At 49.8% G+C, this 18141-nt stretch carries 18 protein-coding genes; 1 reads left to right on the forward strand and 17 read right to left on the reverse strand.

What is annotated here, in order from left to right; genetic code table 11:
* Positions 1 to 7: 7 nt before the first annotated feature.
* Both BLS58_RS01200 and BLS58_RS01205 read right to left on the reverse strand, forming a co-directional pair.
* Positions 8 to 1099 carry a Glu/Leu/Phe/Val dehydrogenase dimerization domain-containing protein gene (locus tag BLS58_RS01200; protein ID WP_090395722.1) on the reverse strand — a complete coding sequence of 364 codons (1092 nt, stop codon included), beginning with the start codon at positions 1097 to 1099 and terminating at the stop codon, positions 8 to 10.
* A 124-nt stretch (positions 1100 to 1223) separates the two neighbouring features.
* Positions 1224 to 3290, reverse strand: a complete 2067-nt coding sequence (locus BLS58_RS01205; RefSeq protein WP_090395723.1) for a sigma-54 interaction domain-containing protein — start codon at positions 3288 to 3290, stop codon at positions 1224 to 1226.
* Between the two features lie 134 nt (positions 3291 to 3424).
* On the opposite strand from BLS58_RS01205, the gene BLS58_RS01210 reads away from it, so the two are divergent.
* Positions 3425 to 3682 carry a DUF2627 domain-containing protein gene (locus BLS58_RS01210; RefSeq protein WP_090395724.1) on the forward strand — a complete coding sequence of 86 codons (258 nt, stop codon included), beginning with the start codon at positions 3425 to 3427 and terminating at the stop codon, positions 3680 to 3682.
* On the opposite strand, the gene steA is transcribed toward BLS58_RS01210, so the two are convergent.
* The 15 genes from steA to BLS58_RS01285 all read right to left on the reverse strand — a co-directional run bounded on the left by steA (position 3679) and on the right by BLS58_RS01285 (position 18130).
* Positions 3679 to 4752, reverse strand: coding sequence for a putative cytokinetic ring protein SteA (gene steA / locus BLS58_RS01215; RefSeq protein WP_090395725.1), 1074 nt, complete (start codon positions 4750 to 4752; stop codon positions 3679 to 3681). The two genes, BLS58_RS01210 and steA, sit on opposite strands and share 4 nt — an antisense overlap.
* Positions 4753 to 4978: 226 nt before the next feature.
* Positions 4979 to 5770, reverse strand: coding sequence for a sporulation transcription factor Spo0A (spo0A, locus tag BLS58_RS01220; RefSeq protein WP_090395726.1), 792 nt, complete (start codon positions 5768 to 5770; stop codon positions 4979 to 4981).
* Between the two features lie 194 nt (positions 5771 to 5964).
* Positions 5965 to 7203, reverse strand: a complete 1239-nt coding sequence (gene spoIVB / locus BLS58_RS01225; protein WP_090395727.1) for a SpoIVB peptidase — start codon at positions 7201 to 7203, stop codon at positions 5965 to 5967.
* A gap of 154 nt (positions 7204 to 7357) precedes the next feature.
* Positions 7358 to 9067, reverse strand: coding sequence for a DNA repair protein RecN (gene recN, locus BLS58_RS01230; RefSeq protein ID WP_090395728.1), 1710 nt, complete (start codon positions 9065 to 9067; stop codon positions 7358 to 7360).
* Positions 9068 to 9085: 18 nt separating this feature from the next.
* Positions 9086 to 9535 carry a transcriptional regulator AhrC/ArgR gene (ahrC, locus tag BLS58_RS01235; protein ID WP_090395729.1) on the reverse strand — a complete coding sequence of 150 codons (450 nt, stop codon included), beginning with the start codon at positions 9533 to 9535 and terminating at the stop codon, positions 9086 to 9088.
* 22 nt (positions 9536 to 9557) lie between these two features.
* Entirely contained in the window at positions 9558 to 10352 is a 795-nt protein-coding gene (locus BLS58_RS01240) for a TlyA family RNA methyltransferase (RefSeq protein WP_090395730.1), read from the reverse strand.
* A gap of 3 nt (positions 10353 to 10355) precedes the next feature.
* Entirely contained in the window at positions 10356 to 12245 is a 1890-nt protein-coding gene (dxs, locus tag BLS58_RS01245; protein WP_090395731.1) for a 1-deoxy-D-xylulose-5-phosphate synthase, read from the reverse strand.
* Between the two features lie 177 nt (positions 12246 to 12422).
* Positions 12423 to 13301 carry a polyprenyl synthetase family protein gene (locus tag BLS58_RS01250; protein ID WP_090395732.1) on the reverse strand — a complete coding sequence of 293 codons (879 nt, stop codon included), beginning with the start codon at positions 13299 to 13301 and terminating at the stop codon, positions 12423 to 12425.
* 236 nt (positions 13302 to 13537) lie between these two features.
* Complete coding sequence (gene xseB / locus BLS58_RS01255) at positions 13538 to 13804, reverse strand: exodeoxyribonuclease VII small subunit (RefSeq protein WP_090395733.1); 267 nt, start codon at positions 13802 to 13804, stop codon at positions 13538 to 13540.
* Entirely contained in the window at positions 13794 to 15152 is a 1359-nt protein-coding gene (gene xseA, locus BLS58_RS01260; protein WP_245723015.1) for an exodeoxyribonuclease VII large subunit, read from the reverse strand. Before xseA ends, xseB begins: the two co-directional genes overlap by 11 nt.
* 10 nt (positions 15153 to 15162) lie before the next feature.
* Positions 15163 to 16017, reverse strand: a complete 855-nt coding sequence (folD, locus tag BLS58_RS01265; RefSeq protein WP_090395735.1) for a bifunctional methylenetetrahydrofolate dehydrogenase/methenyltetrahydrofolate cyclohydrolase FolD — start codon at positions 16015 to 16017, stop codon at positions 15163 to 15165.
* Between the two features lie 2 nt (positions 16018 to 16019).
* Positions 16020 to 16424 carry a transcription antitermination factor NusB gene (nusB, locus tag BLS58_RS01270; protein WP_090395736.1) on the reverse strand — a complete coding sequence of 135 codons (405 nt, stop codon included), beginning with the start codon at positions 16422 to 16424 and terminating at the stop codon, positions 16020 to 16022.
* Positions 16425 to 16456: 32 nt separating this feature from the next.
* The gene (locus BLS58_RS01275) at positions 16457 to 16870 is read right to left on the reverse strand and encodes an Asp23/Gls24 family envelope stress response protein (protein WP_090395737.1); all 414 of its coding nucleotides are present in this window, start codon (positions 16868 to 16870) and stop codon (positions 16457 to 16459) included.
* 17 nt (positions 16871 to 16887) lie between these two features.
* Positions 16888 to 17292, reverse strand: a complete 405-nt coding sequence (locus BLS58_RS01280; RefSeq protein WP_090395738.1) for a hypothetical protein — start codon at positions 17290 to 17292, stop codon at positions 16888 to 16890.
* 112 nt (positions 17293 to 17404) lie between these two features.
* A complete protein-coding gene (locus BLS58_RS01285; RefSeq protein WP_218126113.1) occupies positions 17405 to 18130 on the reverse strand; it encodes a SpoIIIAH-like family protein in 726 nt (241 codons plus the stop codon).
* Between the last annotated feature and the right edge of the window lie 11 nt (positions 18131 to 18141).

Genomic DNA, 18141 nt, shown 5'->3' on the forward strand with positions numbered 1-18141 from the left:
TAAGCGATTATGATAAGATGTCCTTACTTTCACGGACATAAGGCTTTCTCGCTTTTCCAACACTTTTAATTCTCTCTTCAGCAAGACGATTGGCCGCTTGATAAGACGGAATGCCATCCCGCCTGGCAATCGCGAATACTTTCGTCATTTGCTCATACAGGTTGCCCACACTCTTCATGGCCCGTTCACGGTTGTATCCCTGCAATTCGTCAGCGACGTGAATGACGCCGCCGGCGTTAATGACATGATCCGGCGCATAGAGGATGCCTTTTTCATGCAGCCCATCACCATGACGCTCAGTGTGCAGCTGATTGTTCGCGGAACCCGCAATCACCGCTGCCTGAATGCGGTCGATGGTGTCGTCGTTAATGACCGCCCCCAGAGCACAAGGGGCAAAAATATCACACGCCACATCATAGATCTCCTCAGGTTCAACGGCTTTCGCGTTAAATGCTTTGACAACCTGGTCAACCGACGGTTTATGAATATCGGTAACAACGAGGTGCGCCCCTTCTGTATGCAAATGCTTACACAGCTGATAAGCGACGCTGCCAACGCCTTGCACGGCGATGGTTTTACCTGTCAGCGATTCAGAACCGAAGGCCTCTTTTGCCGTTGCTTTCATCCCGACATACAATCCGTAAGCGGTCGCCGGAGAAGGATTTCCGCCTCCACCTGCCGTAGCCGGTGAACGCCCGGTCACATAGTCTGTTTCCAGAAAAATCGTATCCATATCCGGTTCGGCCATGCCCACGTCTTCAGCAGTAATATAACGTCCGCCCAAACCCTGGACATAGCGCCCAAAAGCCCGCAGCATGGCTTCATCCTTATCATGGCGACTGTCACCGATGATCACCGCTTTTCCGCCCCCTAAATTAAGTCCGGCGGCGGCATTTTTATAGGTCATCCCCTTGGCGAGACGAAGGACATCGACGAGGGCTTTCTCCTCATCTTCATACGGCCACATTCTCGTCCCTCCCAGGGCCGGGCCGAGTGTTGTATCATGAATCGCGATGATCGCCTTTAATCCCGATGATTTTTCCTGACAAAAGACCACTTGCTCAAAGCTTTCCGTCGTCATATGTTCGAATAGTTCCATATTATGGCCTCCTCAAGGATGATGGCTCTGCACATATAAATGCAAACCCCGTGCCAACCGACATCCCCTCTGCATTCACTATGAACCGGAGAAGATGCCTGCAATATTTTGCATGGCATGAAATTTATTGCAGGTCAATCTTTTCAAGCCCATATTTTTCAAGTTTATAATACAGGTTGCGAACGGAAATGCCCAATCGCCGAGCCGCGGCGGTTTTATTCCCATTATGGGCCACGAGGGCGCCCTTTAATTCCCGCTGTTCATATTGGGCCATCCGTTCAGCCAGTGTCCCCTCTGTGTCCCCACGCTCGGAGAGTAAGTGCTCATCCCTGTCTTCCACAGCGGCAAACGTTGGCAAGTGCATCTCATCCAATTCCTTGTCCGCATAATTCATATGAATAACGGCTCGTCCGAGAATATTTTCCAGTTCCCGTACATTTCCCGGCCAATTATAGCTGAGCAACTGTTGCATGGCTCGCTCGGATATCGTCAGTACCGAACGCCCGTATTCCTGATTGATCTTATGTAACAAATAATGGGAAAGATCGGGGATATCTTCTCGTCTATCACGTAATGACGGGATAAAAATCGGCATTTTATTCAACCTGTAAAATAAATCTTCACGGAAATCACCCCGCCGCATGGCGTCTTCCAAATCGACATTCGTGGCGACGATGATACGGACGTTAACGGTACTCGCCTTCGTTCCTCCCACGCGTACGATTTCTTTTTCCTGTAGTACCCTTAGAAGCTTGACTTGTGTTTCTTTTGGCACCTCACCGATCTCATCCAAAAAAATGCTGCCGTGATGAGCTTCTTCAAACAAACCTCGTTTCCCGCCTTTTTGTGCGCCCGTAAAAGCTCCCTCCTCATATCCGAACAATTCACTTTCCAGCAATGTCGGCGAGAGAGCCGCACAGTTTACGCGAATAAACGGTTGATAACGCCGTTCACTTTCATTGTGAATCGCGTGGGCAAACAGTTCTTTTCCCGTTCCCGACTGACCGCGCAGGAGAACATCCACCGGGGTTTGCGCACTTTTAAAGGCTTGTTCCTTGGCAAAAGCAAGGGCGGAGGAGCGCCCGATGATATCTTCGAACGTATACTTGGCCTCCAATGTTCTCAGCCGTCTTTTCGCTTTTTCCAATTCGTTGGTGAGGGTGCGAATTTCCGATACATCATGAATAACCCCGACGCTCCCTTTCAATTCCCCATTCACGAGAATCGGGGCGACGTTGACGATCACATCCTTTTTATGAGGACCGACTTTCATTTGCGTTCCCCGTACGGGCATCCGCGTATGTAACGTCCGCATATGCATGCTTTCGCCTTCATAAATGTCTGTCGTCGCCGGCTTGCCGATAACGTCTCGTTCATTTAACCCCGTTAAACGTGTATAAGCCGGATTGATCATCAGCCCCTCGCCTTCTTCGTTGACGACGGAAATGGCCTCGTCGGAGGAATGAATAATCGCCTGCAGAAGCTGCTGTACGCTTTCCAGATTCGTCACCTTGGCTGCCATATCCACCATGTCCGTCACATCCTGAAAAACGGCCAATGCGCCGATACAGTACCCGTCAATCCATAACGGGATACGCGTCGTTACAATTTGGCGTCCATTTTCAAACGTTTGCTTTTGATTGGATTCCATGCTTTTCGTCTGTAAAAGACGCGGCAGCTTACTGCTTGGCATCACAGTGTTGATTCTTTTACCGATGGCGTCTTTATGATCAATATCCGTGATACGCGAAGCTGCGCGATTAAACAACAGAATCTCTTCGGCATCGTCGATCGCGATCATCCCATCATGGGTGGACTGAAAAATGGTATGATACAAACGTTCCTGCTGGCTGAGCTCAGCGATCAATTCATCTTTGCCGATGAGCAGATTGTAGAGCAGGTTACAAACATGGGCGGGGATCACAGCCGTTTGTACACCGACATGCCTTTGCAGGTCAGCGAGGACGGCCTCATCACCCGTCGCTTCAAAAACAATATCTGGAAGCTGCTGCTCATAAAGTGTAAAGGCATTGCTGCTCGTTTGTAAACCGTAGGTGGTTGCCAGACGCATCCCCTGGGCTTGTAGATTAAGATCAGCCAAACCGACCACTTCCATATGTTCATGACCGATCATCATACCAAGGAGTGCCGTACCGCCTTTGCCACCTCCGACGATCATAGCTCTTTTCACGCTTCCACCTCAAATTAAAAAATCTCCTCCTTTTACTATCCTTGATCTTGGCGCTGCATGCAAGGATAAAGTGGGATGTTTACGTTAAACATGTTAAAATGGGATGAGTTGAATCGAATTATTGGGGGTATCGTATGCGACTCATTGCACTCATCATATTATTAATCCCGGTATTTTTGGCAGGTGTCGGTATAAAGTGGATGCGAGATGTTTTGTTCTCGATCCTCCATGATCCCTTTCCCAATTATGCCATCCAATTCGCGGGCGGATTTGTAATGTTTATAGCTGGACTGGCCTTTATCGGTGGTTTTATTCTACATCGTGATCGTAGACGGAATAAAGTCGCCCCCCGTTTCCAGAGGAAAAAGACAGAAGCGGCCGATCGAAGTTAATTTTTAAAGCCATCGAGCAGTTCCTGTTGGCGGCCCAGCCACTCCAGTCGCTGAGGATTGTTGGCTGGCGTCTCCAGTAATTTTGATACCCCTTTCACATCAACGATGTCCGAGCCGAGCCAAAGATGCATGAGTGATTGGACACCCACGTTCGTTCGTCCCTGTGTCATCGCTTCCTCCATACTTGTAGCCCCACCCAGCATAAAAATCGTCCCGTGGCTGACCGACCGTGCATATAAAAGGGCTGTCTCTTCAAAACCGACAAGCCCGTCGCAAACAGCATACGGTAATTCCAGCTTCTGCAAGTGCTCGGTAGAAGCCTGATATTTATCAGCCGGCGTATCCGGAACGACGAGAAGTGACGAGACGAGCAAATCTTCCTCGTGCATACGGGTGAAATCCCCGAGGATGACATCGGGATGAAAACCAAGGTTTCGTACCATGCGGCTGGAAGTATCAAGCGCGATGATAAAAGGTTTGATCTTTTTAAAATAGCGCTTCGTGTATAAGAGCGCTTGCTCATCGTTACTCGTCGGTGCGACAATGAGAAGCGGTTGATTTCCAATCGCTGTCGCCGCTGCCTCGGTCATTAAAGTTGAAAACTTATCAAGCAGGGTCTCTGCTTCTCGCCAGGTTCTGTGATAAAAATCGCGAAACAAATCGGCACGCAGGGAAGCGGCCCGTTGTTTTAACCTTTCTAAACGATCAGGGTCGTACCCTTTTAAGGGCGTCACAAATGTCCAATGTCCGGCTCCGTCCCGCATATACAGCCGCTGCTTACTGATGCGCGCCTTGCGGCCCTGGTGGAGTTTCGATAAATCTTTTTCCCCTTGCAGGTCAAATATGGGAATCCCTGCTTCCAGCAAACGTTCCACGCCCCGATGATCAAAATTTCCCGTCATAGAGGTTTTTCCATTCACGACCGCTTTGACCCCTCTTTTCAGCAGTTTCCGTAAATGAATCTCCGATAGATCCTGCAGATTAACGACGACGATCTTTCCTCGGTAGGAAGAAGCTCTCCACTCCATATCCAAATGATGTAAGGCGCCTTCAATCGATCCGATCCGCACCCTGCTGCCTCCTCTCAAACGTATAGTCATCATTAGTATAACCAGAATGAGTAGGGTTTATTGTTGTCCGTCGGGAACCACAGTGTGCGGATAAAGAAAACTTGGCTTATCGCCACGTCTTTAAGGCGATAAGCCTTAGTTGCACTTATGCATGATAAGAAAGTGGTTTATACTTTCTTACCTGCTTAAAAAAACCTCCCACATGGGAGGTATGTTTCTGTACTTTTTAGCTCACTTTATGTTCGATCCGCAGCTTATCTGCCACCATCGCGATGAACTCGCTGTTCGTTGGCTTGGCTTTCGACATGCTTACCGTATAGCCGAAATAATGGGAGATGGAATCGATGTTGCCGCGGCTCCAGGCCACTTCAATCGCGTGTCGGATCGCTCTTTCAACACGGCTCGCGGTTGTGTTGTATTTCTTGGCGATATCCGGGTATAATTCTTTCGTGATCGAGCCCAGCAATTCAATATTGTTGTAAACCATGGTGATCGCTTCCCGCATGTACATATAACCTTTTATATGGGCCGGAACCCCAATTTCATGTATGATACCCGTGATGCGCTGATCGAGGTTAATGCCGGGTTCTTTTGCGGTGCTTCGCTCCTTGTTCTGCCCCGAAACCGCTACGCGCGGCGACGGCTGGCCGTTAATGTCCCTGATCTTATCGACGAGCACTTCCATGTCAAACGGTTTTAGCACGTAATATGAAACACCGAGATTCACAGCTTTTTTTGTTACATCTTCTTGTCCGAATGCTGTCAGCATGAGCACGTTGGGCATCTCATCCGGGCTGTCCCTCTGTAATCGCTCCAAAACGGCAAGACCGTCCAGATATGGCATGATAATATCAAGGATAAGTATGTCTGGCTCTGTTTCCTCTACAACCTGCAAGCAATTCTTGCCATCATAAGCGACGCCCGCAATTTCCATGTCGTCCTGCATGGAAACATATTCTTCCACCATTTGCACAAGATCTCGATTGTCATCTGCAATACACACTTTAATGGGTTTCACACTCGCGCCTCCTTAAGTAAAATCGGTTTTTGTACAAACCCCTCATTCATTGATTATCCATGAATTGGGAATAAAATCAACCAAATAACTGAATTTACTATATTATCTATAAAAATCTGCCAAAATTCTCGCCAATATGATCTTCTTAGCGCTTGTTTGTCGAATAATCTTTATGTAAAAAAGGCAGCCAAAAATCAGCTGGCCTTTCTTGCTTCCCTCAGTTGGTCGATGTCGGCTTCTTCGAGCATCCATTCGATATGGGAGCCGTACCCTGCGGTGGCATCATTCACGAATACATGGGTGACCGCACCGATGATCTTGTCGTTTTGAATGATCGGACTGCCGCTCATGCCTTGCACGATGCCGCCGGTTTTTTCAACAAGACGGTCGTCGGTTACCTTTATGACCATGCCTTTCGTCGCCGCGTGTTTTTGCGGAGTGGAACGGACGATTTCAACATCAAACGCCTCGACCTCTTCGTTTTCCACCACGGTTAAGATTTTTGCCGGCCCTTCTTCCACTTCTTCCGCGTAAGCAATGGGCATAGGTTCCTGGTCTTCATGCAACTTGTGATCTTGATTTAACTGACCGTAAATGCCAAACGTGTTGTTTTTCGTAATCGTTCCGAGCACATCCTGCTTTTCAACGATCGATGCCTGTTTTTCACCCGGAATACCATTTTCCCCTCTTTCTATCGCGTTAACCGAAGAGCGAACGATTTCGCCTTCATGAATGGACAGCGGGCGTTTCGTATCGACGTCGGAAATCACATGCCCCAACGCACCATATTTTCTCGTGTTTGGATCAAAAAAAGTCATCGTTCCCACGCCTGCGGCCGAATCACGAATATACAACCCCAATTGCTGCTTCGAGTCTTCTGCTGCCGTTACGCTTGGTTGTACGGTTTTTTCCATTTTTTCACCATTGCGAATGAGTTCGATCTGCATGGCTTTCGAATCCTCTGGAGATCTTAAGATGGAGGCGACCTCCGTCATATCTTCGACAGGCTGTTGATCGATTTTGACGATGATGTCACCCTTTTGGATGCCTGCGGCCTCGGCCGGTGATTGTTGCCCTTGCGCTGTATGGATCGTATGGAAACCGACAACCATGACGCCCTGAGAGCTTAAGCGCACGCCAACCGATTGTCCGCCCGGGGTAACCTCTACTCTGGGAACTTTATCCTGCGAAATATTTTTTATCGGTGTCGACCCGGCTGTGACCTGAACGACATCTTCTTTCTCATCTTCTATCGAAAAAAAAGAAGGCAACTCGTTCTCCAGTCTGTCGACAGCGGAAGTTGCTTCACCTTGCATCGTCGTTATCTGATCCGGAAGCTGTAACCAGTCCTCTACCGGCTTCAAAAAACTTAAACTCAATACCCCAATGAGTAACAACGTACCAACGATCTTTCTCGTTCTATCGGATTTCACCCTCGTTCACACTCCTCACTCCCGCCCGCACATCGCGTTCGTTACTTTTAATGTTGCCTTGCAGAAGCCGGAATATAACTGGTAACAAACAAAAAAACCGACCTCAAATGGTCGGTCTTGCGTATTCGTGGAAGTTCACTGATTCACTGACAGATCATAGCGTGGCAAATTCCAGCAACTCTCTTGCATTTTCACGTGTCTTTTCCGTAACCGCGCTTCCCGAGAGCATACGCGCCAATTCATCGACCCGCTCGTTGTCACCGAGCATCGTCACCGTCGTTTGCATGCGCCCGTGTTCGTCTTCTTTGGCGATGTGCATATGGTTGGCGGCCAGGGCGGCCACTTGCGGCAAATGAGTAATACAAAGCACCTGTGTTTCCCCGGCTATCGCCGCGATTTTTTCCCCGATCGCCTGCGCGACCCGACCGCTTACACCCGTATCGACTTCGTCAAAAATCAAAGCCGTACGCTCGGAAGCGTTCGCCAATATTCGCTTCAAAGCCAGCATAATCCGGGAGATTTCGCCGCCGGAAGCGATTTTCGCGAGCGCCTTTTCAGGCTCGCCTGTGTTAGGTGACATGTAAAATTCCAGCCGTTCCTGCCCTTCCCGGGTCAATGTTTTTTCCTCGTTGCTGTATTGGACGCGCTCTCCCTGGGTAGGTGTCTGAAAGCGTACGGAAAACTGTGTTTTTTCCATAAAAAGATCCGCAAGTTCCTCTTCAACGGCTGTCGAGAGGGCTTTAGCCGCTTCCTCTCTCCCCCTCGTCAAATCATCGGCCGCTGCCAATAAATAGCCAGACGCTTCGTGCAGTTTCTCTTCATATTGCTGAATTTTTTTATCCCTGTTCAAAAGTTCCTCTTGTTCGGCTGCTTTATCCTCGGCAAAGGTCAAAATGTCCGTAATCGTTGCTCCGTACTTTCGTTTCAGCCCCTCGATCTCAGCCAAACGGCTTTCGATTTCATGCAAGCGAGCGGGATCAAAATCAAGTTGATCGATGTGTTCCCGAATCGAATAAGACACTTCTTCGATCGTGTAAAAGCTCGCAGCCACTTGTTCACTCGTGGCCTTTAGAGTGGGGTCAATGGCCGTTGCTTCTTCCAGCTGATTAACGGAGCCTCTGAGCCATTCCAACCCCTTGCCTTCATCATATAAATTCGTATAGGCATACTGCAGAAGTTCATACAATTTCTCTGCATGCGCCAATTTATAGCGCTCTTGCTCGAGCTTCTCGTCTTCGTCGGACTCGGATAAACCGGCCTGTTCGATTTCATCTAATTGATACTGTATGATGTCGAGTTGCTGCCGATCTTCCCGATCACTGTTTTGCAATCGGTTTAGCTCTTTTTTTATCGACATGTACTGATCAAAATGCGCTTCATAATCAGCTTTTAACGTAAATAATGTCGACACCGCGTACGCATCGACCATCCCGCTATGCTTGTCCATTTGTAACAATTCCTGGTGTTCATGCTGACCGTGGATATCTACCAGTGTTCGTCCGATCGAACGTAACGTCGTCAAGGTGACGAGTTGACCATTGACCCGACAAATGCTTTTGCCCTTATGGGTGATCTCTCTGCGCAAGACGATCATCCCTTCTTCACAATCGATACCTGCATCCGCCAGGCGTTCGTACGCCAAATGCCCTTCCGGGACGATGAATAAGCCTTCGATTTCCGCTTTTTTACTTTCATGACGAACGAATTCAACGGATCCGCGGCCGCCGGCCAATAAGCCGAGGGCATCGATAATGATCGATTTCCCCGCACCCGTTTCTCCGGTGAGCACGGTTAATCCCGAGGTGAACGGAACCGTCAGCTCTTCTATGATGGCAAAATTTCGAATCGAGAGTTCTTCGAGCATCCTAACACCTTCTTAAAATCAAAGCATCTCCAGAATACGATCCGTAAGCACGGAAGTCTGGCCCCCATCTTTACAAATGATGAGAATCGTATCATCTCCGCAAATCGTTCCCATGATATCTTCCCAGCCCAGATGATCGATTAACGACCCGATCGCGTGGGCGTTCCCGGGTAATGTTTTTAACACGATAAAGTGATCCGCATAATCGATACTGACGAAACTGTCGAAAAGATGTTTACGTAACTTTTCCTCGGGGTTGAAGCGTCGGTCGGCCGGTAAACTGTATTTGTAGCGTCCATCTGTCGTCAATACCTTTACGAGGTATAATTCCTTGATGTCCCGGGAAACCGTCGCCTGGGTGACATTGAATCCCGCGGCCTGCAACTGGTAGACGAGTTCTTCCTGGGTGTCGATCTCCTGCTCATTTATGATTTCGCGTATTTTTACATGCCGTTGTCCCTTAGTCATTGCACTCACCCTTAATTTACGCTCAGGAATGTTCCACTGTTTCCGTGATTAATTCATAAGGAAGCTCCTGGGGTTCATTTGCTTTTTTTAGATAGAGCAAGTATTCGCGATTGCCACCTGTACCGGTGATGGGGGAAACTTCCAAACCGAGCGGTTGCAGTCGGGAGGTGACACTTGCTGCCATCACTTCCTGAATGACGCGACGGTGAACCGCAGGTTCCCGAACAATCCCCTTGTTTCCCACCTCTTCACGCCCGGCTTCAAATTGGGGTTTAATCAAAACACAGGCCTCGCCGTGTTCCGACAAAACTTCTGACATACTCGGGAACATATGCTTGAGCGAGATAAAAGAAACATCACATACAGCAACGGAGGGCGTTCCATACTCGAAATCTGTCCGCTTGGCATACCTGAAGTTCATCCTCTCCAGCACATGCACACGAGGGTCTGAGCGTAATCCCCAATCCAATTGGTTGTAGCCGACATCGACGGCATACACGCTTTCGGCTCCATGTTGAAGCGCACAATCCGTAAATCCCCCCGTCGATGCCCCAATATCGAGCACGATGTGTCCCTGAACGGTGAGCGGAAAGACTTGCAATGCCTTTTCAAGCTTAACACCGCCACGGCTTACGTAGGGGCTAATTTCACCCTTGAGATAGAGCGGTTGTCGCGGATCCATTTTCATCCCCGGTTTATCGATCCGTTCACCGCTTGTATAAACGAGGCCGGCCATGATCGACCGCCTCGCTTTTTCACGTGTTGTGACGAGCCCTTTCTCTACGAGCAAAACGTCCACGCGTTCCTTTTTCTTCATAGGTCACGCTCGCTGTCTTTTTCTCGGGACCATTTCGTAAATGGATCTCGCTGCTTCATCTGCCGTTAAGCCCAGTTCTTCGTACCAGCTGGACGGACTTCCGTGCTCGATATAACGATCCGGAAGCCCCATTCGTTTAACTTGCACACCGATATGGTTTTGATCGTTCAGATATTCGAGGACAGCACTTCCGAATCCGCCTTTGAGAACCGCTTCTTCCATCGTCAGTATCGGGATATTTTCCTGGGCGATGTGATCCAGTTGTTTTTCATCCAATGGCTTTACGGAATTGGCATTGACGACGCGCACGGAAATCCCGCGTTTATTCAACTGCGACGCTGCTTCGTTCGCGATCGGCAGCATCGTGCTGAAGGCAAGAATGACGGCATCTTTGCCTTGCTGTTCAACCGGCCATTCACCCACGGGTAGCACTTTCAGGCTCTCGTCCATCTCGACGCCGAGCCCGTTTCCGCGTGGAAAACGCACGGCCATGGGACCATCATCATTGGCAACGGCAGTATTGATCATATGCTGTAATTCGTTTTCATCTTTGGGAATAACGATCTTCATATTGGGCAGATGACGAAGATAAGCAATGTCAAAAACGCCCTGATGGGTTTCGCCATCGCCGCCCACGAGCCCGGAACGGTCAATGCCGAAGACGACATTCAAGTTTTGACGGCACACATCGTGGACGAGTTGATCATAACCGCGCTGTAAAAACGTCGAGTAAACACCGAACACGGGTTTCATCCCCTGGGTGGAAAGCCCGCCGGCCATCGTCGTCGCGTGTTGTTCGGCGATCCCGACATCATACATGCGTTCAGGGAATGTCTTTGCAAATTGATCCAGTTTGGTTCCCCCGGGCATAGCAGCTGTGAGCGCGACGAGCCGCTGATCCTGTTCCGCGATCTTCGCGAGGGTGTTGCTGAACACGGCACTGTAGGCGGGCGGCCCCGCTTTCTTAATCATATCGCCGGATTCAATCTTGTAAGGACCGGGCCCATGCCATGCGCCGCTTGCATCATCTTCGGCAGGCTTGTACCCTTTGCCTTTTTTCGTCACCACATGCAGGAGCACAGGCCCTTTGGTCCGTATCGCGTACGTCAGGTTGCTGTGAAGTTCATCAAAGTTGTGCCCGTCGATCGGTCCGAGGTACGTAAAACCCATTTCCTCGAAAAAAACGCCGGAGACGAGCAAATATTTGAGACTGCCCTTCAGCCTTTCCGCGGTGGAACTTAATGCCCCGCCGAAAGCCGGGATTTTCTTAACGAGGTATTCAATATCCTCTTTCGTTCTTCGATACCCGCCGGTCGTTCGCAAACGGCCGAGCATGTTATGCATGGCGCCGACATTCGGTGCGATCGACATCTCATTATCATTCAAAATAACGGTCATGTCCGTTTGCTCGTGCCCGATATGGTTCATGGCTTCCAGGGCCATGCCACCGGTCAATGCGCCGTCCCCAATGACGGGAAGCACGTTGAAATCTTCACCCTGTAAGTCCCGGGCCGTGGCCATACCCATCGCGGCCGATAGCGAAGTCGAACTATGCCCGGCTTCCCAGACATCATGTTCACTTTCGTCCCGTTTTGCGTATCCGCACAACCCCTGGTATTGTTTCAATGTATCAAAACGATCCGCTCGCCCCGTCAAAATTTTATGGACGTAAGTCTGGTGACCCACATCCCAGATGATTTTGTCTTTCGGGCTGTCGTACAGTTTATGGAGCATGAGCGTTAATTCCACAACGCCAAGGTTTGGCCCCAGATGTCCGCCTGTAGCGGATAGCTTTGAAATCAGAAACGAGCGTATCTCTTCGGCAAGCTCGTCCAATTGTTTACGGGAATAACTTTTCAGGAAACCGGGATGCTGAATGGTTTCTAGATCCATGCGGCAAGCCCCCTCTTTCTTCAATCTTTTTAACGCAGGGTAAATCTCTTCCGAGCGTCATTCATTTCTTGTATTATATCATTTCCACTTGGCAGCTAAACAATGTGCTCCTTCCATTTTACTGGCATAAACACAAAAATGCTACCTCTACGGTAGCACAAGATAGAAATTCGTCAATTAGCGGTCTCTTGATTCCATATAGGATAGAACGGCGAAAAGATCCGGAGCGGGTACTGTCAGCGATTGCAGGGCATGTTCTGCCCGTTCGATGTGAGTATGTAGTTTTCGTTTTGCCTCATCAACGGAGAGTAAGCCCGGATAAGTGCTTTTATGATTATGCTCATCACTCCCGACCGGCTTCCCGATCGTGGATTCGCTTCCTTCGACATCGAGAAGGTCATCCTTAATTTGGAAAGCAATACCCACCTCTTCGGCAAAATGACGCAAACGCGTAATATCTTCCCGGGGCGCTTCTCCGAGAACACCACCTGCCTCGACGGCAAATGTCAACAATGCGGCTGTTTTCTGCCGGTGGATCCATTCGAGTTCCTCGAGAGTCACCGTACGATTCTCGGCTTCCAGGTCGGCCACCTGGCCTCCGACCATACCAGTTGCGCCGCTCGCTTCCGTGAGCCGACGGCTTAGATACAACGCATCACGGGGAGGCAACGTTTCTTCGCTCATATTTCCAATTAATGAAAAACTTTCGGTTAACAGCGCATCTCCGGCAAGAATCGCCAGCGCTTCCCCAAATACTTTATGATTGGTCGGCTTCCCCCGCCTCGTATCATCATTGTCCATGCTCGGCAAATCATCATGGATTAAAGAATATGTGTGTACCATCTCCACAGTGGCTCCAAGTTGATACGCGGCGGTCGTGACAGGTTTATAGCTGCCGGCCGTCGCGATCAGCAACAACGGACGAATGCGTTTCCCGCCGGCATCCAGCGAGTAGAGCATCGCCTCTTTTAACCGTTCGGGAGCCTGCATCGTTTCTACATGGGTCTTTAATGTTTGCTCGAGCGTTGGCACATGCACTTCCATCAACTCATCCATTCTCTTTGTTGTCACTTTCAGTTCCAGAACTTGCTGCGCGGAAGCCCACTCTTATAAAGAAAACTTGGCTTATCGCCAAGCATGGCGAAAGCCTTAGTTGCACTTATGCAAGATAAGAAAATTTTATACTTTCTTATCTGCTCAAAGATGGGAGGAAACGCATAAGTCTGTTTCTCTCCTTTCCCTGGTACCCTGCAAACGTCACCTGGACGCTAGCCTTCCATTATTTCATATACTTATCCGGAGAATTCGTTCTTGCCTTCTTCCTCATTCAAGGGGACGGTTTCTCCCGTTTCCTTGACGATTTGGTCCATTTGCTTTTCCACTCGTTGCAATTGATCGTGACAGCGCTTGGATAGCTTCATCCCTGTCTGGTACATATCAATCGCCTTCTCCAACGGAACATCCCCTTCTTCAAGCTGATGGATAATATGCTCGAGTTTTTTCATGTCCGCTTCGAACGTTTGCTTGTTATCTGTTTCCTCGTTTTGCTCATCCGTCATCGATTTCATCCTCCTCCTGGAATGCGAATGTTTCCTTCCCCTTCTCGGTCACCTGCGTTTTAACATAGCCATCCTGAAAATAAACGCGCAGTTCGTCTTCTACACGTATGGCATCAACCGTTTTTAAAAGTCGGTTCTCCCGATAAGCGACCGTGTATCCCCGTTTTAGCGTCTCCATCGGATTTAGAATACGCAACTTCGTGAGCAACTGTTCATAGCGATTGGCTTGACTGCTCAAGAGGCGTTCAGCATTGAGCTGAAGCTCTTTCGTATCGGTTTCAAGTTGCTTTCGTTTTTCCGCAACGAGTCGCGCGGGCTTGAGCAAAGAGATCCGTCTACTCTGCTCATTGACCTGTTGTCTCTGTAATTGCAGGCGTGTGTTCATGCCTCGCTGCAGGCGTTCAATATTGCGGTCAAGTTCCTGCTCCTTTTGTTGGAGTAACTGGGCAGGGTAACGAAACGCATACGCGTTTTGTAAGTAGGAGAGCTTCTCTTTGCGAAGATTGATAATCTGTTGCATGAGCTGCTGCAAGCGGTTTTTGCGGGTCGTGACTTTTTCCTGCCATTCGACAAGAGAGGGAACCGCCATCTCGGCCGCGGCTGTAGGTGTCGCCGCCCGAACATCTGCGATGAAGTCCATCAGGGTCACATCTGTCTCGTGCCCTACCGCGGAAATGAGCGGGGTTTTAAGCGCTGCGGCCGTGCGCACGACCTGTTCATCGTTAAACGCCCAGAGTTCTTCGATGGATCCGCCCCCGCGGCCTGCGATCAAGACGTCATTTCCGTCTTGATCGGCTTGCCTTAACGCGGCCGCGATGCCCGGGACCGCTTCCGGGCCCTGGACAGCCACGGGATACAGGTTGATCGCCGCTTGCGGATACCTTCGCTTCACCGTCGTGTAGATATCGCGAATCACCGCACCCGTTTTTGAGGTGACAACCCCGATTCGATCCGGGAAATTGGGAAGTGGCCGTTTTCTCGCTTCCTGAAACAGGCCTTCCGATTCCAGTTTCTTTTTCAACTGTTCATAGGCCAAATACAGTTGTCCGATCCCATCGGGTTCCATCGCCCGCACATACAACTGATATTGCCCGTAAGGTTCGTAAACGGACACATTGCCGCGGACAAGCACCTTCATGCCGCTTTCCGGACGAAAACGTAAAGTGCGATTGTTGCCGGCAAACATGACAGCTGACACTCGCGCCTTTTCATCCTTGATCGTGAAATACATATGACCGCGGCTGTGATGTTTGAAGTTCGAGATCTCACCCCGTAAAAAAACATCGTTAAGCAATGGGCTCTTGTCAATTAAACCCTTGATTTGCCTCGTCAGTTGTGTAACGGACATATACCTTTGCTCAGGATTGAACATCGAACATCGTACCCCGTGCGGCTTCCACTGTATTATGTAGGAGCATTGTGATGGTCATCGGCCCTACACCTCCCGGTACGGGCGTGAGCCAACCTGCTTTTTCCCTGACCGGCTCAAACTGAACATCTCCGGTCAATTTCCCTGTCTCCATCCGATTCACGCCGACATCAATAACAACTGCATCGTCTTTGACGTGTTCTGCACCGATCATACCCGCGCGCCCGGCAGCGGCGATGAGAATATCCGCTTCCCGCGTTACCGAAGCGAGATCCTCCGTTTTAGAGTGACAATAAGTAACCGTCGCGTCCTTATTCAACAATAGCTGGCCGACCGGCCGACCGACGAGTTGGCTTCGTCCTACGACGACCGCACGCTTGCCTTTGGGGTCTACGCCGCTGATCTCCAGCATTTTCATAATCCCCAGCGGTGTACAGGGGGTGAACGCTTTTTTCCCGGTGAGCAAACGTCCGACATTGACAGGATGGAACCCGTCCACATCTTTTCCGATTACAATTTTTTCCAGAACCGCGTTTTCGGAAATATGGTCCGGCAACGGGAGCTGGACGAGAATCCCATGGACACTGCTGTCTTCATTTAAAGCTTCGATTTCGGCGAGAAGTTCCTCCTCCGGTAAAGATGCGGGGTGACGCTTAACAATCGAATGAATGCCTACGGCCGCACAGGCTTTCTCCTTCCCGCGCACGTAACTGTGCGAAGCGGGATCATCCCCGATCAGGATGACGGCCAGGGAAGGCTGGACGCTGAGTTCCTTAATATCGTCAGCCAACTCGCCTCTTAATCGTTCCGACAACTCCTTGCCACTAATGATCGTCGCTGTCATGCTTATGTTCCCCCTCCATTACTGCTGTTCATTTTCGCAGATAGAACTCCGTTGACGAATTTGCCGGCTTCATCACCGCCAAAGGCTTTTGCTGTATTAATCGCTTCATTGAGCGCCACATGCACCGGTATATCCTCCCGATGCTGCATTTCATAAACAGCCAGGCGCATCACCGCCCGATCCACATTCCCGACTCGCTCCAATGTCCAGTTCTCCAACTGGTTGACGATTTGCTCATCAATGGTCGCGAGTTCTCCGAGCGTTCCGGGAATCACATCTGCTAGGTAATCATCTGTGTGTTCCCCTTCATCCAGGGCGGCTTCCAGCGCGTGCCGCCAGTCAACATCGGTCATTTCTACTTGATAAAGGGCTTGTACCGCCCGTATCCGTGCCAGTCTTCTATTCATGTCGCCCATTCCTTCTGCTCGTTTTCTTACTCTTAATCGGAGATACGCTCCCATTGATTGTCTTGCTCTTCCTGTTGTTCAAATTGGATGCCGACGACGTGAATATTGATCGTGTCCATCGCGATCGATGTCATCGTCTCCAAAGCCTGCTGGATATTTCTCTGTACCTGGCTGGCGACTTCAGGGACCGATACCCCGTAATAGGCGACGAGTGAAACGTCGATGACGACCCCGTCCTCGCCAAGCTCAACCTTCACCCCTTTTCCGTGATTTTTTCTGCCGAAGCGTTCGGCTACATCGGTGGCGATATTGCCCCTTAGCGCTGATATCCCTTCGACTTCCGAGGTGGCGAGTCCCGCGATCACCTCAATCACTTCCGGGGAGATCTCTACTTTCCCCAGATCATTTTCCTGTTCCTCGATATCGAGCATTTGATATTCACTCATGATACCCTTACCCCCTTTTAAGATGGCTCCTGCTCTATTCCGTCTTCCTCATCGGCCTGTTCTTCTGCTTCTTGCTCGGCTTGCAGCCGGGCCCTCTCTTCCCGCAAGCGATCCATCCGGTACTGGCGAAACACGGGGAACTCCGAGAGATTATCCGGGACCTTTTTATGCTCCAGCAAAATAATCTTCACCATATTTTTGTTGCGAGCCATATGGTAGTGCTCATCATACTCGTTTTCCTTCGTGAACTGCTTCAGGTTCTCATAATCTGCTTCCTGAATGGACACCGGATGCGGATGATCTGCAGACGCCTCTTCCTCGTAGCCGACTTCGAATTCCACGATTTGTATATGATCATTTTTCAGGTTACGTGTTTGCTCCAAAACGGCTTTCGCCCCTTCGGTTAAGTCATTCCATTCCATAGTCAAAGACCTCTCCTTATTGCATCGAATCGTATGTGTTCATTGGATTGATTATAGCATGTTGAAGCCCACATTTCATCCGTGAATGAAAAAAGGACCCGAGGGGGATCCTTCAATCGTTAGCTTCTGCTTCATTTTCGCCGTGATGGTATCCAACGGAGACCGGTTGTTCTCCCAGTTCTTCGCTGGCCAGACGATTAATCTCCACAACTTCCGTTCTTGACAATTCTTCCGCTTCCACGAGAATCCTTACCTCGTCTTCTTCACTCATGACGATGACATCGCTATACCCCTGGGATTGAATCTTTTGTTCAAGTGTATGTTCCAGATCAGCAATCGTTTGCAGGCGTTCCCGCTCATCCTGGGCTTCATTTTTCTCTTCTGTGGTCGCGTCACTGGAAGCCAGTACATCCGTGTAGTTTTCCCTCGTTTCGCTGCGGTTTTCTTCCCGTTGAATTCTCAAGGCGCTGAACCAGTCGCTGCTATCAGTTGCTTCAGCAGAAACTTCGGTCTCGTCACTTGCTTGTTCGTCGGAAGGGGGATCTTCCTCTGACGGAGGTTCTTCTTCTCCGTTTTCCTGGGCAGGAACGTCTTCGCTGCCTTCTTCTTCAACGCCGTCCTCTTCATCCCACTCTTCTACGACTTCGGCGCTTTCAGGGTTTTCTTCCAGGAATTGTTCCCAAAGATCGCCTTCAAACTCTTCCAGAGATTCTTCATCGTCGCTGACAAGCGCCGTTTCATGTTCAGCGGGCCCGTCCGGGGTGAAAAAATAAACACCGAGAACCGCGACAAGACTGAGCATCGTTAACAACCAAACCGTTTGTTTTTTCAAAACCACATCACTCATCC

This window comes from Natribacillus halophilus (genome assembly GCF_900100185.1).
GTDB classification, from domain to species: domain Bacteria; phylum Bacillota; class Bacilli; order Bacillales; family Marinococcaceae; genus Natribacillus; species Natribacillus halophilus.

Excerpts from the sequence above, each read along its gene's own strand:
- BLS58_RS01275 (WP_090395737.1), bottom strand. The coding sequence starts at position 16,870 with ATGAGTGAATATCAAATGCTCGATATCGAGGAACAGGAAAATGATCTG.
- folD (WP_090395735.1), bottom strand. The coding sequence starts at position 16,017 with ATGACAGCGACGATCATTAGTGGCAAGGAGTTGTCGGAACGATTAAGA.
- recN (WP_090395728.1), bottom strand. The coding sequence starts at position 9,067 with ATGCTCGAAGAACTCTCGATTCGAAATTTTGCCATCATAGAAGAGCTG.
- BLS58_RS01200 (WP_090395722.1), bottom strand. The coding sequence starts at position 1,099 with ATGGAACTATTCGAACATATGACGACGGAAAGCTTTGAGCAAGTGGTC.
- BLS58_RS01240 (WP_090395730.1), bottom strand. The coding sequence starts at position 10,352 with ATGAAGAAAAAGGAACGCGTGGACGTTTTGCTCGTAGAGAAAGGGCTC.
- xseB (WP_090395733.1), bottom strand. The coding sequence starts at position 13,804 with ATGACGGATGAGCAAAACGAGGAAACAGATAACAAGCAAACGTTCGAA.
- xseA (WP_245723015.1), bottom strand. The coding sequence starts at position 15,152 with ATGTCCGTTACACAACTGACGAGGCAAATCAAGGGTTTAATTGACAAG.
- BLS58_RS01210 (WP_090395724.1), top strand. The coding sequence starts at position 3,425 with ATGCGACTCATTGCACTCATCATATTATTAATCCCGGTATTTTTGGCA.
- nusB (WP_090395736.1), bottom strand. The coding sequence starts at position 16,424 with ATGAATAGAAGACTGGCACGGATACGGGCGGTACAAGCCCTTTATCAA.
- BLS58_RS01250 (WP_090395732.1), bottom strand. The coding sequence starts at position 13,301 with ATGGATGAGTTGATGGAAGTGCATGTGCCAACGCTCGAGCAAACATTA.
- BLS58_RS01280 (WP_090395738.1), bottom strand. The coding sequence starts at position 17,292 with ATGGAATGGAATGACTTAACCGAAGGGGCGAAAGCCGTTTTGGAGCAA.
- dxs (WP_090395731.1), bottom strand. The coding sequence starts at position 12,245 with ATGGATCTAGAAACCATTCAGCATCCCGGTTTCCTGAAAAGTTATTCC.
- ahrC (WP_090395729.1), bottom strand. The coding sequence starts at position 9,535 with ATGACTAAGGGACAACGGCATGTAAAAATACGCGAAATCATAAATGAG.